Origin of the sequence: Maribacter algarum (ex Zhang et al. 2020) (assembly GCF_005885635.1) — a bacterium.
Classification (GTDB): Bacteria; Bacteroidota; Bacteroidia; order Flavobacteriales; family Flavobacteriaceae; genus Maribacter_C; species Maribacter_C algarum.
In genome coordinates, this window is the sequence record NZ_VATY01000001.1 from 420,429 (window position 1) to 439,148 (window position 18,720).

General features: G+C 35.6%; 11 protein-coding genes. 3 read left to right on the forward strand and 8 right to left on the reverse strand.

What is annotated here, in order from left to right; genetic code table 11:
- Positions 1–103 precede the first annotated feature (103 nt).
- From FEE95_RS01890 to FEE95_RS01925, 8 genes are all read right to left on the reverse strand, one after another.
- A complete protein-coding gene (locus tag FEE95_RS01890; protein ID WP_138656133.1) occupies positions 104–1,213 on the reverse strand; it encodes a glycosyltransferase in 1,110 nt (369 codons plus the stop codon).
- 25 nt (positions 1,214–1,238) lie between these two features.
- Positions 1,239–2,264 carry a hypothetical protein gene (locus FEE95_RS01895; protein WP_138656134.1) on the reverse strand — a complete coding sequence of 342 codons (1,026 nt, stop codon included), beginning with the start codon at positions 2,262–2,264 and terminating at the stop codon, positions 1,239–1,241.
- Positions 2,257–2,889, reverse strand: a complete 633-nt coding sequence (locus tag FEE95_RS01900; protein ID WP_138656135.1) for a nucleoside/nucleotide kinase family protein — start codon at positions 2,887–2,889, stop codon at positions 2,257–2,259. Before FEE95_RS01900 ends, FEE95_RS01895 begins: the two co-directional genes overlap by 8 nt.
- Before the next feature lie 15 nt (positions 2,890–2,904).
- The gene (locus tag FEE95_RS01905) at positions 2,905–4,143 is read right to left on the reverse strand and encodes a glycosyltransferase family 4 protein (RefSeq protein ID WP_138656136.1); all 1,239 of its coding nucleotides are present in this window, start codon (positions 4,141–4,143) and stop codon (positions 2,905–2,907) included.
- Positions 4,136–5,185 (reverse strand): hypothetical protein, encoded by a 1,050-nt coding sequence (locus FEE95_RS01910; protein WP_138656137.1) that lies wholly within the window; start codon positions 5,183–5,185, stop codon positions 4,136–4,138. The genes FEE95_RS01905 and FEE95_RS01910 overlap by 8 nt, the downstream gene beginning before the upstream one ends.
- Before the next feature lie 120 nt (positions 5,186–5,305).
- Positions 5,306–7,765, reverse strand: coding sequence for a T9SS type B sorting domain-containing protein (locus FEE95_RS01915; RefSeq protein ID WP_138656138.1), 2,460 nt, complete (start codon positions 7,763–7,765; stop codon positions 5,306–5,308).
- Between the two features lie 479 nt (positions 7,766–8,244).
- The gene (locus FEE95_RS22070; RefSeq protein ID WP_171036958.1) at positions 8,245–9,480 is read right to left on the reverse strand and encodes a hypothetical protein; all 1,236 of its coding nucleotides are present in this window, start codon (positions 9,478–9,480) and stop codon (positions 8,245–8,247) included.
- Positions 9,481–9,548: 68 nt separating this feature from the next.
- A complete protein-coding gene (locus FEE95_RS01925) occupies positions 9,549–10,913 on the reverse strand; it encodes a lipopolysaccharide biosynthesis protein (protein ID WP_138656139.1) in 1,365 nt (454 codons plus the stop codon).
- A 445-nt stretch (positions 10,914–11,358) separates the two neighbouring features.
- Between FEE95_RS01925 and FEE95_RS01930 the strand changes: the two genes are divergently transcribed.
- From FEE95_RS01930 to FEE95_RS01940, 3 genes are all read left to right on the forward strand, one after another.
- A complete protein-coding gene (locus FEE95_RS01930; protein WP_138656140.1) occupies positions 11,359–12,252 on the forward strand; it encodes a glycoside hydrolase family 16 protein in 894 nt (297 codons plus the stop codon).
- Between the two features lie 166 nt (positions 12,253–12,418).
- On the forward strand, positions 12,419–13,162 hold the full coding sequence (locus FEE95_RS01935; RefSeq protein WP_138656141.1) for a WecB/TagA/CpsF family glycosyltransferase: 744 nt from the start codon (positions 12,419–12,421) through the stop codon (positions 13,160–13,162).
- A gap of 402 nt (positions 13,163–13,564) precedes the next feature.
- Positions 13,565–18,718, forward strand: coding sequence for a T9SS type B sorting domain-containing protein (locus tag FEE95_RS01940; protein WP_138656142.1), 5,154 nt, complete (start codon positions 13,565–13,567; stop codon positions 18,716–18,718).
- Positions 18,719–18,720 lie beyond the last annotated feature (2 nt).

Below are 18,720 nucleotides of genomic sequence, written 5' to 3' on the forward strand. Positions count from 1 at the left end.
TACGACAGAATAATTCCATACCTAGATTTTCTCATTATGTTGTATTACTCAAGCAAAAAACTCTTGAATAAACCATTTCCATACTAAATGATGACCTAAGGCATCAAACAATTCTTTTAAGTATTCCAGTCAAATTATCCTCGAACTTTTTAAGAGTAAACTCCTGCAAATAGAAATTTCGTCCTTTGACTCCCATTTCAGATCTTAGTGTCGGACTAGCTATCAATTGTTCTAGCCTATTTGCCAATTGTTCAGAATTTTTTTGTTTGACCAAAAAGCCTGATTGACCTTCTTCGACTATTGCTGCTATGGCACCCTCTGGGGTAGAAACAATTGGCAATCCATACTGCATGGCCTCTAAGAGAACCAAAGGAAAGCATTCATTATCATAATGTGTAGGCAAAGCAAAAATGTCGGCATTTCTATATGCTTCATCCTTATCCTTTCCATACTTTTTTCCTAAATAAAAGATATCATTCTGTAATTGCAATTCTTCAACCCTACTTTGAAACTGACCTTCTGAAATATCTCCTTCACCCCCAATAAAAACACAACTAAAATCTATACTTCTATCCTTTAATACCTTACAAGCATCTATAAGGGTTTGGACTCCTTTTGATTCAATCAGGTTCGAAAGAAACAATATTTGCGGCTTTCCGTTTTGCTTTTGCTCTTTTATTTCGAATCCCCTTATTTCCGGTACACCATTGGGGCAATAATACACCTTAGATTCGGGAATATATTTTTGAATATCACTATACAATGGAGGAGCCAGTAGTATGACTTTACATTTTTTGAAAACAAACTTGTATATAAGATTATAAACCCATTTATTTTGTTTGTTACTAACACCTTTATTATGAAAATGATAGACCATCTGAATACGAAATAGTCTGATTAGTAGAACAACTAGAGCATCCTTAAAGAAGCCAATTCCTGTAGAGGTTAGGGTGATGTAGACCAAATTAGGTCTGAAATTTTTCAGAGACCTATAAGTTTCTTTCAGAATTTGAAAAAACCTTTTCACTTTAGACCAACCACCTTTGCCAATGTCATCAACACTTACAGAAGTACCAAGGTTTATATAATCACACTTAAAAGTGGTATTGATATCTTGACTTTCCCTTATATATTTACCCACCATAGCGGCACCATGTACTGGCGGTGGGTAATGCAATATGAAAAGCACTTTTTTTACAGATTGGTCTTCCAATTTTCTAGCTAGTTAATGATTTCTTCTATTCGATTGTTGAAATATTTTTATATGACAAAAGATTCAATAATGACATCTCCATTCCATATGGTTCATCAACCTCTACTTTCATCAAAATTTCTTTTATCAAAAAAACAGAAAAAATAGAGTTAAATTCAGGTATGCCAACCTCATTTCGAATAGATTCTAATAATTTTTTATCCCGCTTATTATGAAGTAAGTGATTTACCTGAAACTGAAACTTCAATGCGTCTAAATGTTCAAGTCCGTGTTCTTCGAAATATTCAAAATCGAAAGGCATTAATTCGTTTGCGACCCATATAAGATTCCATGGGGCGAAATCACCATGCTCGAAAACCTCATAATACTGATTGGTGGAATGGTTTATAGCTTGATCCAGTATTTCACACAACTCCCAAAGTTCCAAAAATTCTAATTGACTCCTAAGTTTATGAATTCTGGGGTGATCAACTAGTTTGAAAGAATTTTGTTTTTTAAACAAATCCAATACAACCTGATACTGCGAAGGTTCAAGATTGCCTATTGAGCCTTCGACATTTTGAAGGATAATATATGGTCGTTTATCGTAACTCCCTTCATCAATGAGTTCAGGAATTAAGTCAAGTTCAAAAAGCATTTTAGTCGCTTTTTTTTCATTAAGGATTCGTTTATGACCTAACGGAGATATAGCATACTTCAGATACCCGAGAATACTTCCATTCTCCAATAATTGTAAAACAACTTTGTCATGCGCGGTCGATAAGTAAACTGAACTTTTAATCTCCTTATCAAGCCGCCTCTCTAACTCTTGGATAAATTTTGATTTTTCACTTCGTACAGTTGGTAGAATTATCTTTGCAAAGAAATTAAAATATATACTTAAGAATTTAGTGAATGTCTTTAAAAGTCTAGCTTTTTTAGAAAAAGGATTGTACAGCTTGAAGGCCTCTCTGGCTGAACGTCCATTTTCAATGTTAAGGTAAACTTTGGGATTATTTTTTGTTGGCAACACCAAATTTACACCACCAGATAAAAATTCTGTATTATCCATTTATACTATTCCTAATAATACGACCGATTTCAGAGGCTATCTCATCTGGGGGTCGATTAACTTCGATATTGATGTAACGTTTGCCATCGGCTAGATTGCGATACTGAACAATTTGTCTTTTTAGCTCGTTCAAAGGAACTTCCTTTTTCCTACTATAAATAACGTCTGCATCAGTGGTTAAAATAAAATAAAATCTAGGTTTTGGAATAAAATGCCGTATAAACTTGGCCGTACTCATTGCTCCTCCATACCTATATCGACGGCTATCTACCAATAGATCATCATAATATCTATCAAAAATTATTAATGAAGATTGTGATTTTAAACGGAGAATATTATATACCCAGCCGAAATTATATTGAACAACAAAAAATAGCAACTTCAAAAATGACTTGAGGTGGCCGTAAGGTTTTTGACCATGCGGATTATCCTGTACAACATGCTTACTTCCCTCAGCTTTAAAAAGGGGTTTTAAGTGAAAATAGTCATACCTACTAAAGGGTAGATTCTTAGCTAATAACTTTTGGATAATAGTAGATTTACCGGAGCCATCTGGGCCTAAAAAGGCAATGGCAAAACCATTATCTGCTGTTTGATTGCGGGGAACGTTTGTCTTTTTTACCATACCTATCTCTGATGTTTAGGCTTTTGTTTTATTTAAAACATCCTCATAGATATGGCATATCTGTTCCTTACGCCGGACCCAAGTATACTCTGTCATAATTCTTTTCTGAGCATTCGTACTTAAATCTAAATACTTTTTTTCGTTATGCGACAATTCCATCAGCCCATCACCTATTTGTTCACAAATCATTTTGGAAGATTTTAAATCTATGAGCAAACCGCAATTTTCGGTAACCATATCTTTAGGCCCGCTGGTATCAAGACAGATAATTGGCAAACCATAAGACATAGCTTCCATTATAGACCAACTACCCCCTTCACGAAAAGATGGATGTATTAAAACATCGGATTCAACCATCTTCATTTTTATCTTAGCATTATCGACAAAGCCTCTAACGAAAATAGAATTTTCAAGCTTATTCTTATTTATATACTTTTCAATACTAGACATTTCCTTTCCATCTCCAAATAATTCAAGTGTACCACTTCCGCCTGCTTCCAAAAAACGATGAAACCCTTTGACGGCATATAAAAAACCCTTCCAATAGTTCATTCTACCAACACATATGGCCTTAATGTTTTTACTGTGATTTTTCTTAGGATGATTTTTAAAACTAAATGCTGGCATAGCTGTTTCAGAAATAGTTTCATAGATGGTACTTTTTCTCTTGGGGAAAGTTCTTGCTGAGCTTTGAGTTCGAAATAAAATGGCATCTGCCTTTTTCCTAGTGAAAAATGAAAAAATCGAAATTCGATTGATTTGATTAACAGTAGTATAAATCAATTCTTGAAGTACTGCGCCGAATCCCATATTTTTCAAAAATCGCATGGGTACTGTATCGCCACCCCCAATTGGCCCCCAAACAAATGGTTGTTTTAGTAAATAACCAGGAGGAGCTATCCATGATATGGCGAAATTTAGATGATGTACCAAATCAATGGGGCGACTATAACTTTTCATAAATTTATTCACATAAAAATAGGCTCCCCATTGCCATAACGCATAATATATTTGTGTACCCAAGGGCAATCTCTTTTTAAGGGAAGTAAAGAAAGAAGGTAAATCATAATAGATAAATTCAACATTACCCGCTTGCTTCGATTCTATAACCGCACGATTATTTGCACGAGTTAAAATTATGGTATCATAGGCTTTTGAAATATGATTTCCCATATTCCAACCCACCCCTGGTTCGGAAGTTTTATCAGGTTCGCATGCATATGCTATTAGAAGTACTCTTTTTGTATTAACCATCAATATGAAATCTATTTGGCAAATTATCTAAAATTGCATGGTAATAAATGTCGACCATTTCATCTATTGATAAACTAAATTCGTTTTTTTTATCTAATGGCACCGAAGCATTTTTAAAATTCAACCAGTGAGTCCTAACAGCTTTTTCAGGATTAAAACGTTCCTCTGGCTGAATAATCAGTGTACTTCCTGTTATCGCTTTAAAATTGCTCATGAAGGAATTTGCCCGGCTTAGCTCCACAAAACGAAACAAAATATCAACTTTTGCATTTAACAAACTCACAAATTTGTCAAGTTCTTTTGATTCTAGGTTTGGAATATGCAAAATCATTCCCTTAGGCGCTAAAATTCTGTTTAAAATTCTATAGGTATTCCACAAAATATATTGTACTCTTTTCCCCATTGAGGAAATATGATGTAATCGGGAATTGTTTAATTCGATTATTTCATATTCATCCAACTTTTCCTTGGTCCCTTTCAGATAGTTCATTAACAAATTTGTACTTTCTTCTTTGAAATGTTGCCTTAAAAGAGTTAATACCGCTTTAGAATCTGATAACTTGAAATGATTTCTAATGTACCTATCGTCTTGCTCAAGCGACCTTTTTTTAACGACACGTTTTACTACTTTGTAACAACATGCAATCTCGTTATTAGGAATTGGTATTATCTCATTAAATCGATTACAGTTGTGAACTAATGTATTAGTTTTAAAACTGTACTTTCCAATACCTTTAGGGTCAATCAAAAAGTCAAGTGCTAGAAAAATATCCTCGTTGTCCTTTTTCAGAACATAATAGAAACAGTATTGAATATCATACCATAACTTTTGATACAAGGACCAACCGGTTAATTCTCCAATGTTTACAATTAACTTTTCGAGTTTTGAAACATTGGTGCTACCAAAAGCCATGTCTACGTCAGAACTTGAAAAAAAAGGTAATGTTTCATAAGAGTGCAAAACGCACCATTCACTGTGAAACTCATTGTTCATAGCCTCGAAAAAGGGCCTTAAATAAGACTCGTGAGGATTATCGGTCATTGGTGGAAAGTTAGGTCTTTAATGGCTGACCAAAAATAGTGTTTAAATAGAACTATTTAGATTTCTTTCGACAAGATGAGTAAATCTAAAGGTGAATTTTTAGCGAATCAATTTTTACTTTTAACGTTTCAGACTCATATTACCCGTTACAATCGACTCATCAGAAAATATTGCCTTATACCAGTAATCGGTTGCGGGTAAAGGACGACCTGCTAACATTCCATTCCAACCTACTGATTTTGGGTCAATTTGGGCAAGCATATAACCGTATCTTGTAAAAATATGAATAACATCACATTCAACTTCGCCCTGAACAATTGGAGGAATAAATTGCCAATAATCATTAGCTCCATCACCATTGGGCGTAAAAAATTTCGGGAATCTCCCAACCGTTAAATCTTGCTCAATTGTTTCACTCGTAACCCCGCAACCGTTTTTATCCCTAACGAAAACATTAATCTCGCCCACAGCTACCACTTGAAGAATATTTTCGTCTTGGTAAGTAACTCCATCAAGTGAAAACTCGTAATCTCCTTCTCCGCTAATCGCAACTTGCACAGTGCTTCCATTAACAACGAGATCATCAATTGTTGCCGTGGCTGAAGGTGATACTTCAAAACTAGCCGTACTTATACACTCAATCGTGTTTCCATCGAATGAAAAAATATTAATCGCCTCCAAAATATAGTCTCCCGACTCAATAGCATTAAACTCCTGGGTCTGCGAGACTATACTCGTTTCATTCTCATTTATTTTCAACCACCTGTAGGCATCAAAATTTTCAGGCCCCATTATTGATAGTTGAGGGTCATTCATACAAATTAAATAAGATTCTTCTAGAACAATAGTCGATTTTGGTTCCACTTGAACAAACAATTCAGCATTAGAAGAACATCCAGCCGCATTTGAGATCCTATAATAGATACTTTGACCAAATGGCAATGTGTTCATAAATTCTTCTGGGGACGGGATGCTTATATCATCATTAAGATTATCCAAAGTAAGATAATAGGAATATGTAGACGTGTCGTCATTTTCTATTTCACGAAGGTTTATAGTCGTCAACCCATCTTCAGAATCGGCTATATCATCATCGCAAACAATCAATGTTTTAGGATCCGCAACGGGTACTGCGTCAAGAGTAACCGAAATCTCACCAAAAACTGGGCACTCTATTTCATAAGGTCTCGTAAGCGTCACTTTATAGACGCCTTCATCCGCAGCAGTAGGTGCATCAATTCGGTAAATATTTCGGGTCGGATTGTTAAAGACAACATTGTCCTTCTCCCAGGTATAAGTACCATCAACAATGTCTTGTACCTCGAGCAAGAGAGGCTCTCCTTCACAAACCACAAGTTCGATTGCGTTGTTATCGTCCGCATCTTTCGGCAAAAAATCGACACTCTCATAAAATGATGGAACCAAAGGCGGTAGCCCAACCGAAGAGGTTCCAGTGTTCAAAGCCAAACCTTGATGTTGGTAATCAGCAGCTAACCCAGCCGTATCTGGATTGTTTATAACTCCTAAGAACGGAATTCCAGTTTCAAAATTAACAGACAGTGCCCTATAAATTTTACCATTATTCGCCATTTGGAGTGCTCCACGATAAATATCGGAAGTATCTAACAGAATTTGAGACCCGGTAATGTCGGCTGCAGTCAAATCATATTGCGATAAATCAGAAGTATGCCCATCGTACGCACTTCGGTTGTTAGATGCATGTACATATAAATATCTACTATTTGGAGAAAACTCAACACCGTAAGGTGCATAGTTCAAACCGGACATGTGTATACGCTGTTGGTTCGAAAACAACCCCGTGGCTACGTCAAAATCATATATAAGCAAACCATCTCTCATGTTGGCACTTGCCAACTTAGTCTTATCTGGTGAAATTTTGATGTAACCCCTATCATCCAATACCGTAATCGTATTAAAAGTACTCTTGACTGAGGTATTTGATACCCCAGCCGGTGTAAGTTCAAAAGCATGAAGAGTATTAAAATCTGGAAATGTCGGAGGTAACACTCTTTGCCCTGTTTCCGTGGCCTGCGCAATAATCCAAATTGATCTGGTCTGACAATCTTGAATAACCGCAGTAATTTTTTCAGCACAATCTTCAAGCAAATTCGTATTCTTTGTAATTACAGCTCCATTACCATTATTTAAGCGCATGTCAACCACCGAATAGTTCAATCCTGTTCCTCTAACCCCACTTGTTGTGGCATCAACAGAAAAGATGTAAAGTAAATTGGAATCTCCAGGGTCTGGAACAATCAAGGCGGTTTGGGTACCTGTCGGATTGGTAATTAAACCGGTACCGTTCATCATCAAACTATGAGTTCGGTCATAAACGTTGGCTCCATCCGTATAAAAAAGAAGATTACCTTGAGCATCTGAAACCGAAGCACTACCCTCGGGTGCGTCAATAACACTATTATCAAATTGCGTTATAGAGCCATCAGCGTTGAATTGTAAACCAACTTGGTAGCCAAAATACCAATTATTCGATTCACCTTGACCATTTGTATAAATTGGCCAAAGGAAACCTAGAAGTAAAATAACAACTATTCTCTTCATTTTATATAAGTGTTCTTAATCAAGTGCGCGCAATATAATATAAAAAGTTCTGCTGGCTTATCGTATCAGATTACCTGATACATTTAATAGATAAAAAGTAACCTATTTTATGTTAAGGAGATAAACTCAGCGTATTTTAGCGGAATACTTCGCACCTTCGAATATAAATATGTAACAATTTGCAAACCATAAACCCTACCTAAAAAACTATTTAGAGATTCTTTGGTAGTTGGCACTTCTTTGTGTTTAGAAATGAACTCATTTAGACTCGCTAATTATAGAATAACTTATTATTCTAATGAAGTAAATGTCTTAGACCTCGAGTTGAATAGAATTCTAATGCGCTTTAAAAATGACCCCTTAATTCCTTCTCAAAATTACTTTCAATATCTAGAATGAAGTAATAAATGGTACAATCCAATATTTGGCATCATTATCATTTTCCATTTAACATAGACCCCAAGGATTTTCAATAGCCTCTAAACCTTATTGTTTAGTATCTTCTTTATTTGATCGTCAGTTAGTCTTCTGAATTTATTTGAAAAACATATTCCCACAAAAAACCAAATAGTAAAGTTATATGTTGAATAACTAATCACATTCTCAACAAATAATAATACAGTATGTACCAATAAAATAAATCCAAGACTTATGACAAGTGTATTGTTAGATCTAAAAAAGGCAAGATATATGGCGCTAATAAAAAGAATAAGGTTTAAAAGAAGAGCTATTATACCTCCCTTTAAAAGAATACCCAATACACCAACTTCAATATTCAACCGTATCGGAGAATCTCCTTCTACTGTGCTAAAATAATCACTGTAATAACGCCCGTTTGCCCCTTTTCCTATTAGCATACGATTTGTATCAATCAAATCAATATAAACTTCTTTGTATAGAAAGGTTCTGGTATCAACACTATATTCGTCGTCTGAAGATTTAGACAAATATTTTTCGAAAGGACTTTCACCAGTAACTATTCCTTGTTGCAAAAGCACAAACGGGGTGATTATTGAGAACAGGGCTAAAACCAAAATAATCTTTACTCTAAAGCGTTGAACGAGATATACAGCGAATAAAGCTAAGAAATGAAGTATTTCTCGTATCATCATTGTTCGGATACTAGTTTTTGATGATATGTAAAAAAGAAGAATGACAGCTAACAACACCAATAATACGATCTTCTTATTTTGAAATGGCAGCAGGAGGATTAAAAAAACAATTGGTTGTAATAAAAGAAACGATATTTGTAGTTGGGTTTGAGTAGCTGAACCTCCACTTAAAATATAGAATACCAAGAATAAAGGTATTCCTACCAGCATTAGTCGTACAAAAAGATCGTTCATCATTTTTATACTTCTATTACTAATAGAGAAAATAATTACAAAAGGCACCAGTAAGGATAAAGAAGTAAAAACATTCCCAATAATAGTTATCATCGAACCGTCTCTAGTTAAAATACTTCTGAGCACTCCTAGAATATTCCATCCCAATAGCAAAATCAAGACAACCACGGTGAAAGCAGGTATGTTTTTATGTAGAATCTTATGTTTTTTTACATATTGAAATAATGCTATTCCGAAAGAACACCAAACCAGAACTGTAATTACAATTTTGAAAATCGAAAGCCCATCTAAATAAAAAATTCTAGTTGAAAGCTCGAAAATCAACAAGAGCAAAAATGATAGTTTAAGCTGTAAATTTTTAACTTTCATTTTATAGTATTACATTTTCAAATAACCCAGTTCTATAGGGTATCAATATTAAAACAATTCTTCAACAACTATTTATTCCATATTCCCTTGGCCCGTTTATTAATAAGCTTTGAATATTGAATGGGAAACAATACGAGATTTGGAGCAACACAAATAATAGTCGCCAATATGACACCCTCTACCCCAAGGTTGAAATATTTGACAAGAAAAACAGAAAGAGGAATATTTAAAATCGCTCCAATGGCAAAAGAATACATGTGCAGTTTTATCTTACCTACTCCATTTAAGAAAAAATTAAAGGGCGCATATGAAAGTGTAACAACAAAAAAGACACCCATACATATGGTCAAAATCATAGGGATTTCAACTTTATTCCCAAACCAAAATTGATATGACCAAGGGGAGATTAGCACTAAAAAAACGATGAAAACTATTATTAAAAGAGAAAATTTTGTCAAATTACGCATTGACTTTTTAATCCATTCGTATTCTTTTTTAGTATAAGCCTCTGTAATACTAGACCAAAAAGGTGTGAGTAGAATAACAAATACCATTGAAGAAATACTTACATACTTATGGGAAAGGGTATATGGAACAACAGCTTCTGGACTAAATAGTTGGGTAATAATAAAGCTATCTGTAGAAAACATAACAATTACCGCAATCTGGATGATAAAAAAGTTGATTCCTAAACCGAAAATAGAATTGAAATACTCTTTTTTAAAAAATTTTATGTTGGGCACATATTTTTTATATTTATTTGAAAAGGCGTAAAGATTCAGACCGACTAATATCAAAACTGGTATTACAGAAAAAACTATTCCAAAAAGCAAAAGAGAACTTAAGGCTAACTTTGTTAAAAGCCAAACTGCTAGGAGCGAACTTAAAGCTGTAATAAAGGTTATTTTGCCTTGTATCGAATGATTCTGATCGGCAGTATAAATCGAAGTTATCAGCTTAACAGTTAAAAGAATACTGAAACAGGCGAAAACGACAGGCATAAGATAATTCAGTTGACTATTTAAATCCTCTGAAGTATTGAATATTTTTGCCCAGTCGGCAAAATAACTGACTACCAGAGAAGCGATAAACAAAAGCGAACAAATCGCAGTTATCGTAAAATAAGCGGTGCTTACATAGCCTCTGGCAGATTTCATATCGCCGACGGCCTTGGCTTCAGCGTATTTATTTCGAAGCCCGTTGCCTAGACCAATATCAAAAAACGAAAACCAAGCAACGAAACTGCTTAGAATCATCCACACACCATAATCCTCTGTACTTAAAAACTTTAAGGTTAAAGGTACGAGCATAAAATTTGCCACTATACTACCACCTTTGTATATGGCAGATAGAAGAACATGTTTAGATATGTTCTTCGTTCTATCACTTTCAATACCAAGAAAAGCTTGTATTTTTTTAAAGATTTTTTTCAAGATTTAGTTCATGTATATCATACAAAATTCAACAAGAAGAATTCTATACTTTAGAGTCTCGAAATGGAGGTCTAACGCTACAAAATCCTTTATTCTCGAACATAGAAATGATTGTGAAAACAATTCATCAGTTTTAGAGAGGGCACCCATTTTACTCTTAAAACATTTTTTAAAGGAATGTAGTCCATCATAAATTGCAAAACAGTGGGCTATATTTCGGAATGCTTATAGGTTGACTTCTAATGCTCGTAAAATTAATTCTTTTTAAATCAAAAAAGTTAGACGTCGGCTAATTCGCCTAATGTTTCGATGTAAAGCACTTTAGGTTGCTATTATCACTCTTTACCGAAAATTTGATTGAAATAGTAAAAAAACATTTATTTTACGGTTTTGAGATTTCTTCAGGAAGTCGGTATCGTGTAAATTATTTTCAATAAAATATATTATGAAAACTAAATTGGTTTCAAAACTTTTTATTTTATCTATACTGATGAGTGCCCTATTAGGGTGCAGCAAGTCCAAAAATTCAGTGGATGATGAAGTGGTTGAAATAATTGATAATTCTATTCTTACAGGAGACGTCAATGCTCCAGATTTCTGGGATGGTGATAATTTGGTCTGGAGTGATGAGTTTAATGGATCTTCACTTTCTTTAGAGAACTGGGCACCGCAAAGATTTTTAGGTGGTGTTGGCAATACAGAGCTGCAAAACTATAATGGAATTGACAACTTAGAAGTCAGCAACGGAACCTTAAAAATCAAGGTGGACAAAATAGGAGAAGGTCAAAATACTGGCGATTACAATTCTGGCCGGCTAAATAGTAAATTCATTTTCACTTATGGTCGAGTTGAAATGAGAGCTAAACTTCCTGCACAACTCGGAAACGGACTTTGGGCAAAATTATGGCTTTTAGGTAGTAATTTTGAACAGGTCGGCTTCCCAAATTCGGGAGTAATCGATATAATGAAATATGTAAGTCATATTCCAGATGAGGTTCTTTCGGAGGCGATAACCGCAGACAATTTAGCAGGCAATGCTCCTCCGGGTACTTCAGGACCAATTGCACTTGAATCTGCCGAAAGCCAATTTCACAACTATGGTGTTTTATGGACGGATGAATACCTGAAATTCTATATTGATAGTATAGACAATGTTACATTTACATACCAAAGACCTCCCAATGCAAATGATAAAAATTGGCCCTTTACAAAGTCTTTTTATTTTATAATGAATGTTGCAGTTGGAGGCGAATTCGGAGGTGTTGAAGGAGTTGATGACACCATATTTCCTACACAAATGGAAATAGATTATGTTAGAGTATATCATGGAAAAAAATAGTTTTCCAGAATAAAAAGAACACATGACCATATTTAAGATGAAACAAGTATCAAAAACGCCCTTGAATCTTAACTTTGGATGACCTTTTTGCAATTAGATTAACACTTATAGCGCACTACTACAAAAAGTCAAAGCTCTTTTTTTCTTTGTCTCAAAATATTTATCTATGTCCAAAACAAACCATACTTTTTGCTTAGGGTATGACATTTTTGAAAAGTCGCTTGTACAGTTACCACTTTACAAAAAAACCTTAATCAGCACAATCAACCAATACTCCTATTGCATTGCTGAAAAAGATTCAGATTTTAAAAAATCTTTAAAGGAATCTGAAGTATTACTGCCAGATGGTATAGGTATCGTAATGGCCACCAAATTTCTCTATGGAAAAAAAATAAAGAAAATTGCTGGAGCCGATATTCACCAATTTCTTTTGGAAAAACTTAACAATGAAAATGGTTCATGCTTCTATCTAGGTTCATCTGATACTACGCTTATGAAGATAAGCAAGCGGATTAAATCAGAATATCCTAATATTCGTGTTGACACATATTCCCCTCCATTCAAACCTGTTTTTACAGAAAAAGACAACGATGAAATATTTAATGTCGTGAATCAATTCAAACCCGATGTTCTATTTGTAGGAATGACCGCTCCCAAACAAGAAAAATGGAGCTATGAAAATAAAAATGCTTTGGATGCTAAAGTCATATGCTCAATAGGCGCCGTATTTGATTTTTATGCCGGCACCGTAAAACGGCCTAAAAAAATATGGATTGATCTAGGATTAGAATGGCTTGGTCGTTTATTTAAAGAACCTAAACGAATGTGGAAAAGATATATTTACTATGGCTTTGTATTTCTAGGGTATCTTTTGAAAAACAAATGGACATTAACTTTCAAAAAAAAATAGATTTCGAAGATAAAAGAACTTTCGAGGAACGAACTTATTTTGCTAGCGCATTGGAGATTTTATCATCTACCACCCTCTTTATACAAATCAATATTATCGGTCCAAAATTCACCTTATTTACTAAGTATTTTTATTGAAATAAGGCGATAAACAAAACCATAATGATTTTTAATTTTTTGTAAATTAAAAGTTGACCCTAGACAGCTTTAATTTAAAAAAAGAAAAATCAGAGTAAGTTTAATAGTTTTTTATCGATGTCTTCAAATTATTATCGATAAAAACCCGTGAAATCGGGATATTTTTATAGATTGATGCGTTATTCGCAAAAAAGTCTTTTTTTTGCCAAATAGCTACCTTTCAATGAGATGACGATTACTATTTATCAAAATAAAATCAAAAAAAATGTCCAAAATAGGTAGAGTATTTTTTTCTATAATATTCTTTTTTATTTGGTGTTCTGCATCTAGTCAATCTACTCCTATTCCTGACCCGAATTTTGAAGCTCAGCTAATCGCACTAGGATATGACTCAAATGGAGCTAACGGAAACATTCTCAATAGTGATGCCGACCTAGTTACTAATCTCACAACCAACAGAAATGACATCACTAATTTTGATGGATTACAAGCTTTTAGAAATTTAATTGAGCTCAATTTAGACCGAAACCAGTTTACCACCTTACCAATGAGCAACTTAACTGGCTTAGAAAGATTAACTTTTAGGGATAACGAAGTACTCGCAAGCCTTGATTTAACAAGAAATGTCAATCTTAAATGGTTAGATATTCAATCTATACCAGCTATAAACACTTCTACATTGACAACATTGGATCTTTCTGCAAATATTAGGCTTGAGCACATTCATATTTTTAATTTTCAAGATTTAGAAACGATTGTACTCCCGCGAACTAAAACATTGACATATTTAGATATTAAATCAAATTTTGATCTAATTGCAGACACCTCATATTATGACAACCTAGAATTCTTAGATATCGAAGTGTTTCGAGGCATGATTATCACACTAACATTGCCACAGGTTAAAACAAATTTAAGATCGATTCGCGTTGCCAATGGAGAAGTAATAGATTTCAGGGGCTTAGGGGAATTTGTCAACTTAGAAAAAATAATTCTATTCACACGCACAGAATTTATTGAATTTCCTCAATCAAATAGTCTGACCGATGTTCAAATAATCCCACATTATATTGCTACTCCTGTTTCTTTTAATGGAGTACCGAATCTAAACTCATTAACCATAGGTTCAAGCAAGGTAGAAACTCCTTTTATAATTGATTTAGGATCTAACTCCGAATTAGAAATACTGGTGTTGAAAGATACCAAACTGGTCAATCTCGATTTGTCAGGTAATCCAAAATTACGTCTTCTTGAAGTAAAGGAGAATAACCTTGAAGAGCTTGACTTGAGCAAGAACTCAGAGCTTGAATCTGTAATCGCTTTCAAAAATTTAATTACCAATATAGATTTAAGAAATAGCAATAAAATAACCGTTTTAGATCTGTCTGATAATAGATTGGAAGGAATAGATCTTAGTCAAAATACAGTTTTGGAAGATTTAAATGTTTCGAAAAACTTATTTTCGGGTGAAGGGCCAGACATCACTCAAAATACGGAGTTAGTAAAACTTAATATGGCTAACAATAGTATTTCTACCTTAGATATAACTTCATGTCTAAAATTGGAATCTGTTGATCTTTCTTTCAATCAATTTTCAGGCAATAACATCTTAGAACAAATAGTTCAAAATTATCAAACTGCGGGCAGAACATTAGGCGAAGAGACCTACGCACTAAATGACAATCTTTTGTCAAACACGATACCAGATTTCACCTCACTTGTATCAACCACCACAAGAAATTTTAGTTTGAATTTTCAGAATAATAATTTTCATTTCGGTGATTTCGAACAGCAGCATGCGCAGTATTTAAGTTATCGAGATACGCCCCGAGGTGGAGGAACAATTTTTAAGAGATATTGGTATGCTGGTCAGAATAAAGTCAACGTACGAGAGGTAATTACGACGGTACCAGGTCAACCAATTACCTTGGCAACCGTGGTGCGAGGTGCCCGAAATCATTACAAATGGTTTAAAGACGGGGTTGAAATTCCTGGTGCAGCAGATGCACCCGAGTATACCATTTCTTCACCTGAATCCTGTGAATCTGGTATTTATTATGCAGAAATAACAAGTGATTTGGTACCACTTGAAGATGGGGATGACCCTGGTAATAATGGAAGGAATCTTGTCTTACAACGAAACGATTTGGTATTAGGCGCTAATGGAGTACCAACTTGCGCGCTCTTAATCAGCCCTTTGAACAAGTCGGTCGATGTACCAATTAATACTGGAATTGAATGGGAGAGTGAATCTGGTGCTTGTGGTTTTTTATTGAGTGTTGGATCGACATCAGGGGCTTCTGATATACTAGATGCGTTAGACGTTGGTAACGTAAGTGGATATAACTTTGAAAATAATCTTCCTCCTGATTCTGAGATTTTTGTGACCATTACGCCTTATTTTGAAGACGGTTCTTTAGATGGATGTCTTGAAGAATCATTCTTTACCAGCAGTGAGGCTACCGTGCCGGATTGTGCAATTCTTACACAACCCCTTGCGGGTAGTGTGGGCGTAGATGCCAATACAAATATCAATTGGTCAGTTGCTAGTGGTGCAAGTGGATATCGTATTAGATTAGGAACAAGTTCTGGTGCCAGTGATTTGGCAAATACCAATATCGATGATGGAAGCACATCGTACGATCCGATTGATGATTTTGTAGTCGGATCTGAAGTTTTTGTTACAATTACTTCATTCAATGATGTGGGTGATGCTATAGGTTGCGATGAAAGTAGTTTTTTTATCGCCTCCGCGGATGCTCTTCCGCCATGTACTAACCTATCGCGCCCACTCAATGGAGAGCTTGAAGTAAATGCAAATACTATTATTCGCTGGAATAGAGTTGGTAATGCAAGTGGGTATGTGCTCAATATTGGAACCTCTGCATTTGGAACTGATATACTCTCACGTGACGTTGGCTCGGAAATAGAGTTTCAACTTGACAATAATTTACCAAATGAACAAACCATTTTTGTTACGGTCATCCCGTACAATACGCAAGGTTCAGCGGAAGGATGTGTTTCAGAAAGTTTTGAAACAGCGGCGGAAACACCTTTACCAGAATGTACTACTTTGATTTCACCCGCAAATGGTGAAAGGGATGTAGACCCACTCATAGATTTGGCTTGGAATATTTCTGAAAATGCTACAGGTTATATTATAGAGGTAGGAACCACACCGGATGGTGATGATTTCTTTTCACAAGATGTTGGCTTGACAACCTTTTACAATTTCAGGGATGATTTGCCCGAAGGGAGGCCAATATATGTGAAAATCATCCCATATAATGAGACTGGTGAAGCAGTTGATTGTCAAGGGGAGAGCTTTTCGACAAGTGTACCTACAAGACCAGAATGTACTTCGTTAGCACTGCCGGAAAACGGTGCAATAAATGTTAGCACCACTACAAATTTTGCGTGGAATGCCATTTCCACCGCCAAGGGATATACCCTAAATATTGGTACTACTATGGGAGGCTCTGATATACTTTCTGAAGATGTTGGTGCAACTACCTTTTTTGATTTACCAGATAGTTTACCTGAAGAGCAAATTATTTATGTGAGCATAGTACCGTATAACGATTCAGGTGATGCAATTGATTGTATCGAAGAAAGTTTTACCACAAGTGGAGCTATTGTCCTACCTGAATGTACCAATTTGACAATGCCTACCGATGGAACTACCGAAGTTCCTGTTACGACCAGTCTTGCGTGGAATGCCATTAGCAATGCCGAGGGGTATCGAGTTATAATTGGGACTTCAAGTGGGGCTTCAGATGTATTCTCTGAGGATGTCGGTATTGCAAACGCTATAAGTCTCCCTGAAAACTTACCTGAAAATAGTAGTATTTATGTTTTGGTTACACCATATAATGCCATAGGGGATGCTCTCTCCTGTAGCGAAGAAACTTTTACAACTACGGCTGCCCCCATCACACCTTCATGTGCAAACTTGACCATGCCAACCAATGGAGGTACAGCAGTGAGTATGTCTACTAATTTTGCCTGGTCTGCAGTTGCCAATGCCAGTGGTTATTTCTTGAACATTGGTACGTCTACTAACGGTACAGATATCTTTTCAGAAGATATTGGGTTGACGAACTTTTATGATTTAGCACAAGATTTGCCACCAAGTACAGTCATTTACGTCTCCATTGTACCCTATAACAATGAAGGTTCTGCCCTTGCATGCACAGAAGATTCTTTTACCACCGCTTCTGTACCGACTATTCCTTCCTGTACTTCGCTTAGTTTACCCATTAATGGAGAGATGTCTGCGAGTACTTTTACCAACTTTGCATGGAATCTGGTTGACAACGCGCAAGGTTATACCCTACAGATCGGCACTTCATCAGGTGGTTCTGAAATTTTCTCCGGAGATGTCGGAAGCACAACTTGGTACGATTTAGAAAACGAATTGCCCGAGAGTACTGAAATTTTTGTAACCATTGGAGCATACAATGATTTAGGCGAAGCTCAAGGTTGTTTGGAGGAAAGCTTTACCACTGCCGATGCACCAACAGTGCCTTCTTGTTCTCTTCTAATATCCCCCGTAGAAGGTTCGAGAGCTGTGGACCCAAATACTAGAGTTGTTTGGAACGCAGTTTCAGATGCCGATGGGTATCGTCTTTCAGTAGGAACTACTGCAGGGGGTACCGATATCATTGACAATCAAGATGTAGGCCTACTCACCGAATTTTCCTTGAATGGAGGTTTCCCTACCGCTTCTCAGATATATGTTACGATTGCTCCATATAATGTTGTAGGAGAAAATTTAAATTGTTCCAGTCAATCCTTTACCACCGCAGCTTCAAGTACAGACGTCGTTCCTTTTTGCACCTCCTTATATGAACCCATTGATGGTCAATCAAATATACAGACGGAGACAACACTTCGTTGGAACGAAGTATCCAATACAGATGGATACCGAATATCTATTGGGACCACTTCTGGAGAAAACGATATCCTTGATAATTTTGATGTGGGTTCATCTACTAGTTATGATGTGGAAGGACTACCCATAGGAGCTATTATTTATGTACAGATAAAACCTTATAACGCACAAGGAATTCAAGAGGGCTGTCAAGAAACTAAATTTATTACCACTTTTGTGGAACCATCAAAAAATGAAACCAAATTTGCACTTACACCGAATGGAGATGGACTCAATGACTTTTGGCGAATAGAGGGTATCGAAGCACATCCAAATAATATTGTCCGTATTTTCAATAGGTGGGGCGATGAAGTATTTAAGATAAATGGCTATAACAATCTGACGAATGTCTTTTCTGGAGAAGCAAATCAAATGGCCAGTTTAGGAGCCGGTCAGCTTCCAACAGGTACTTATTTTTTTGATATTCGCATTGATGGGGAGCATGATATCGATAAGTTAAGAGGCTATCTAATACTTAAAAGATAATC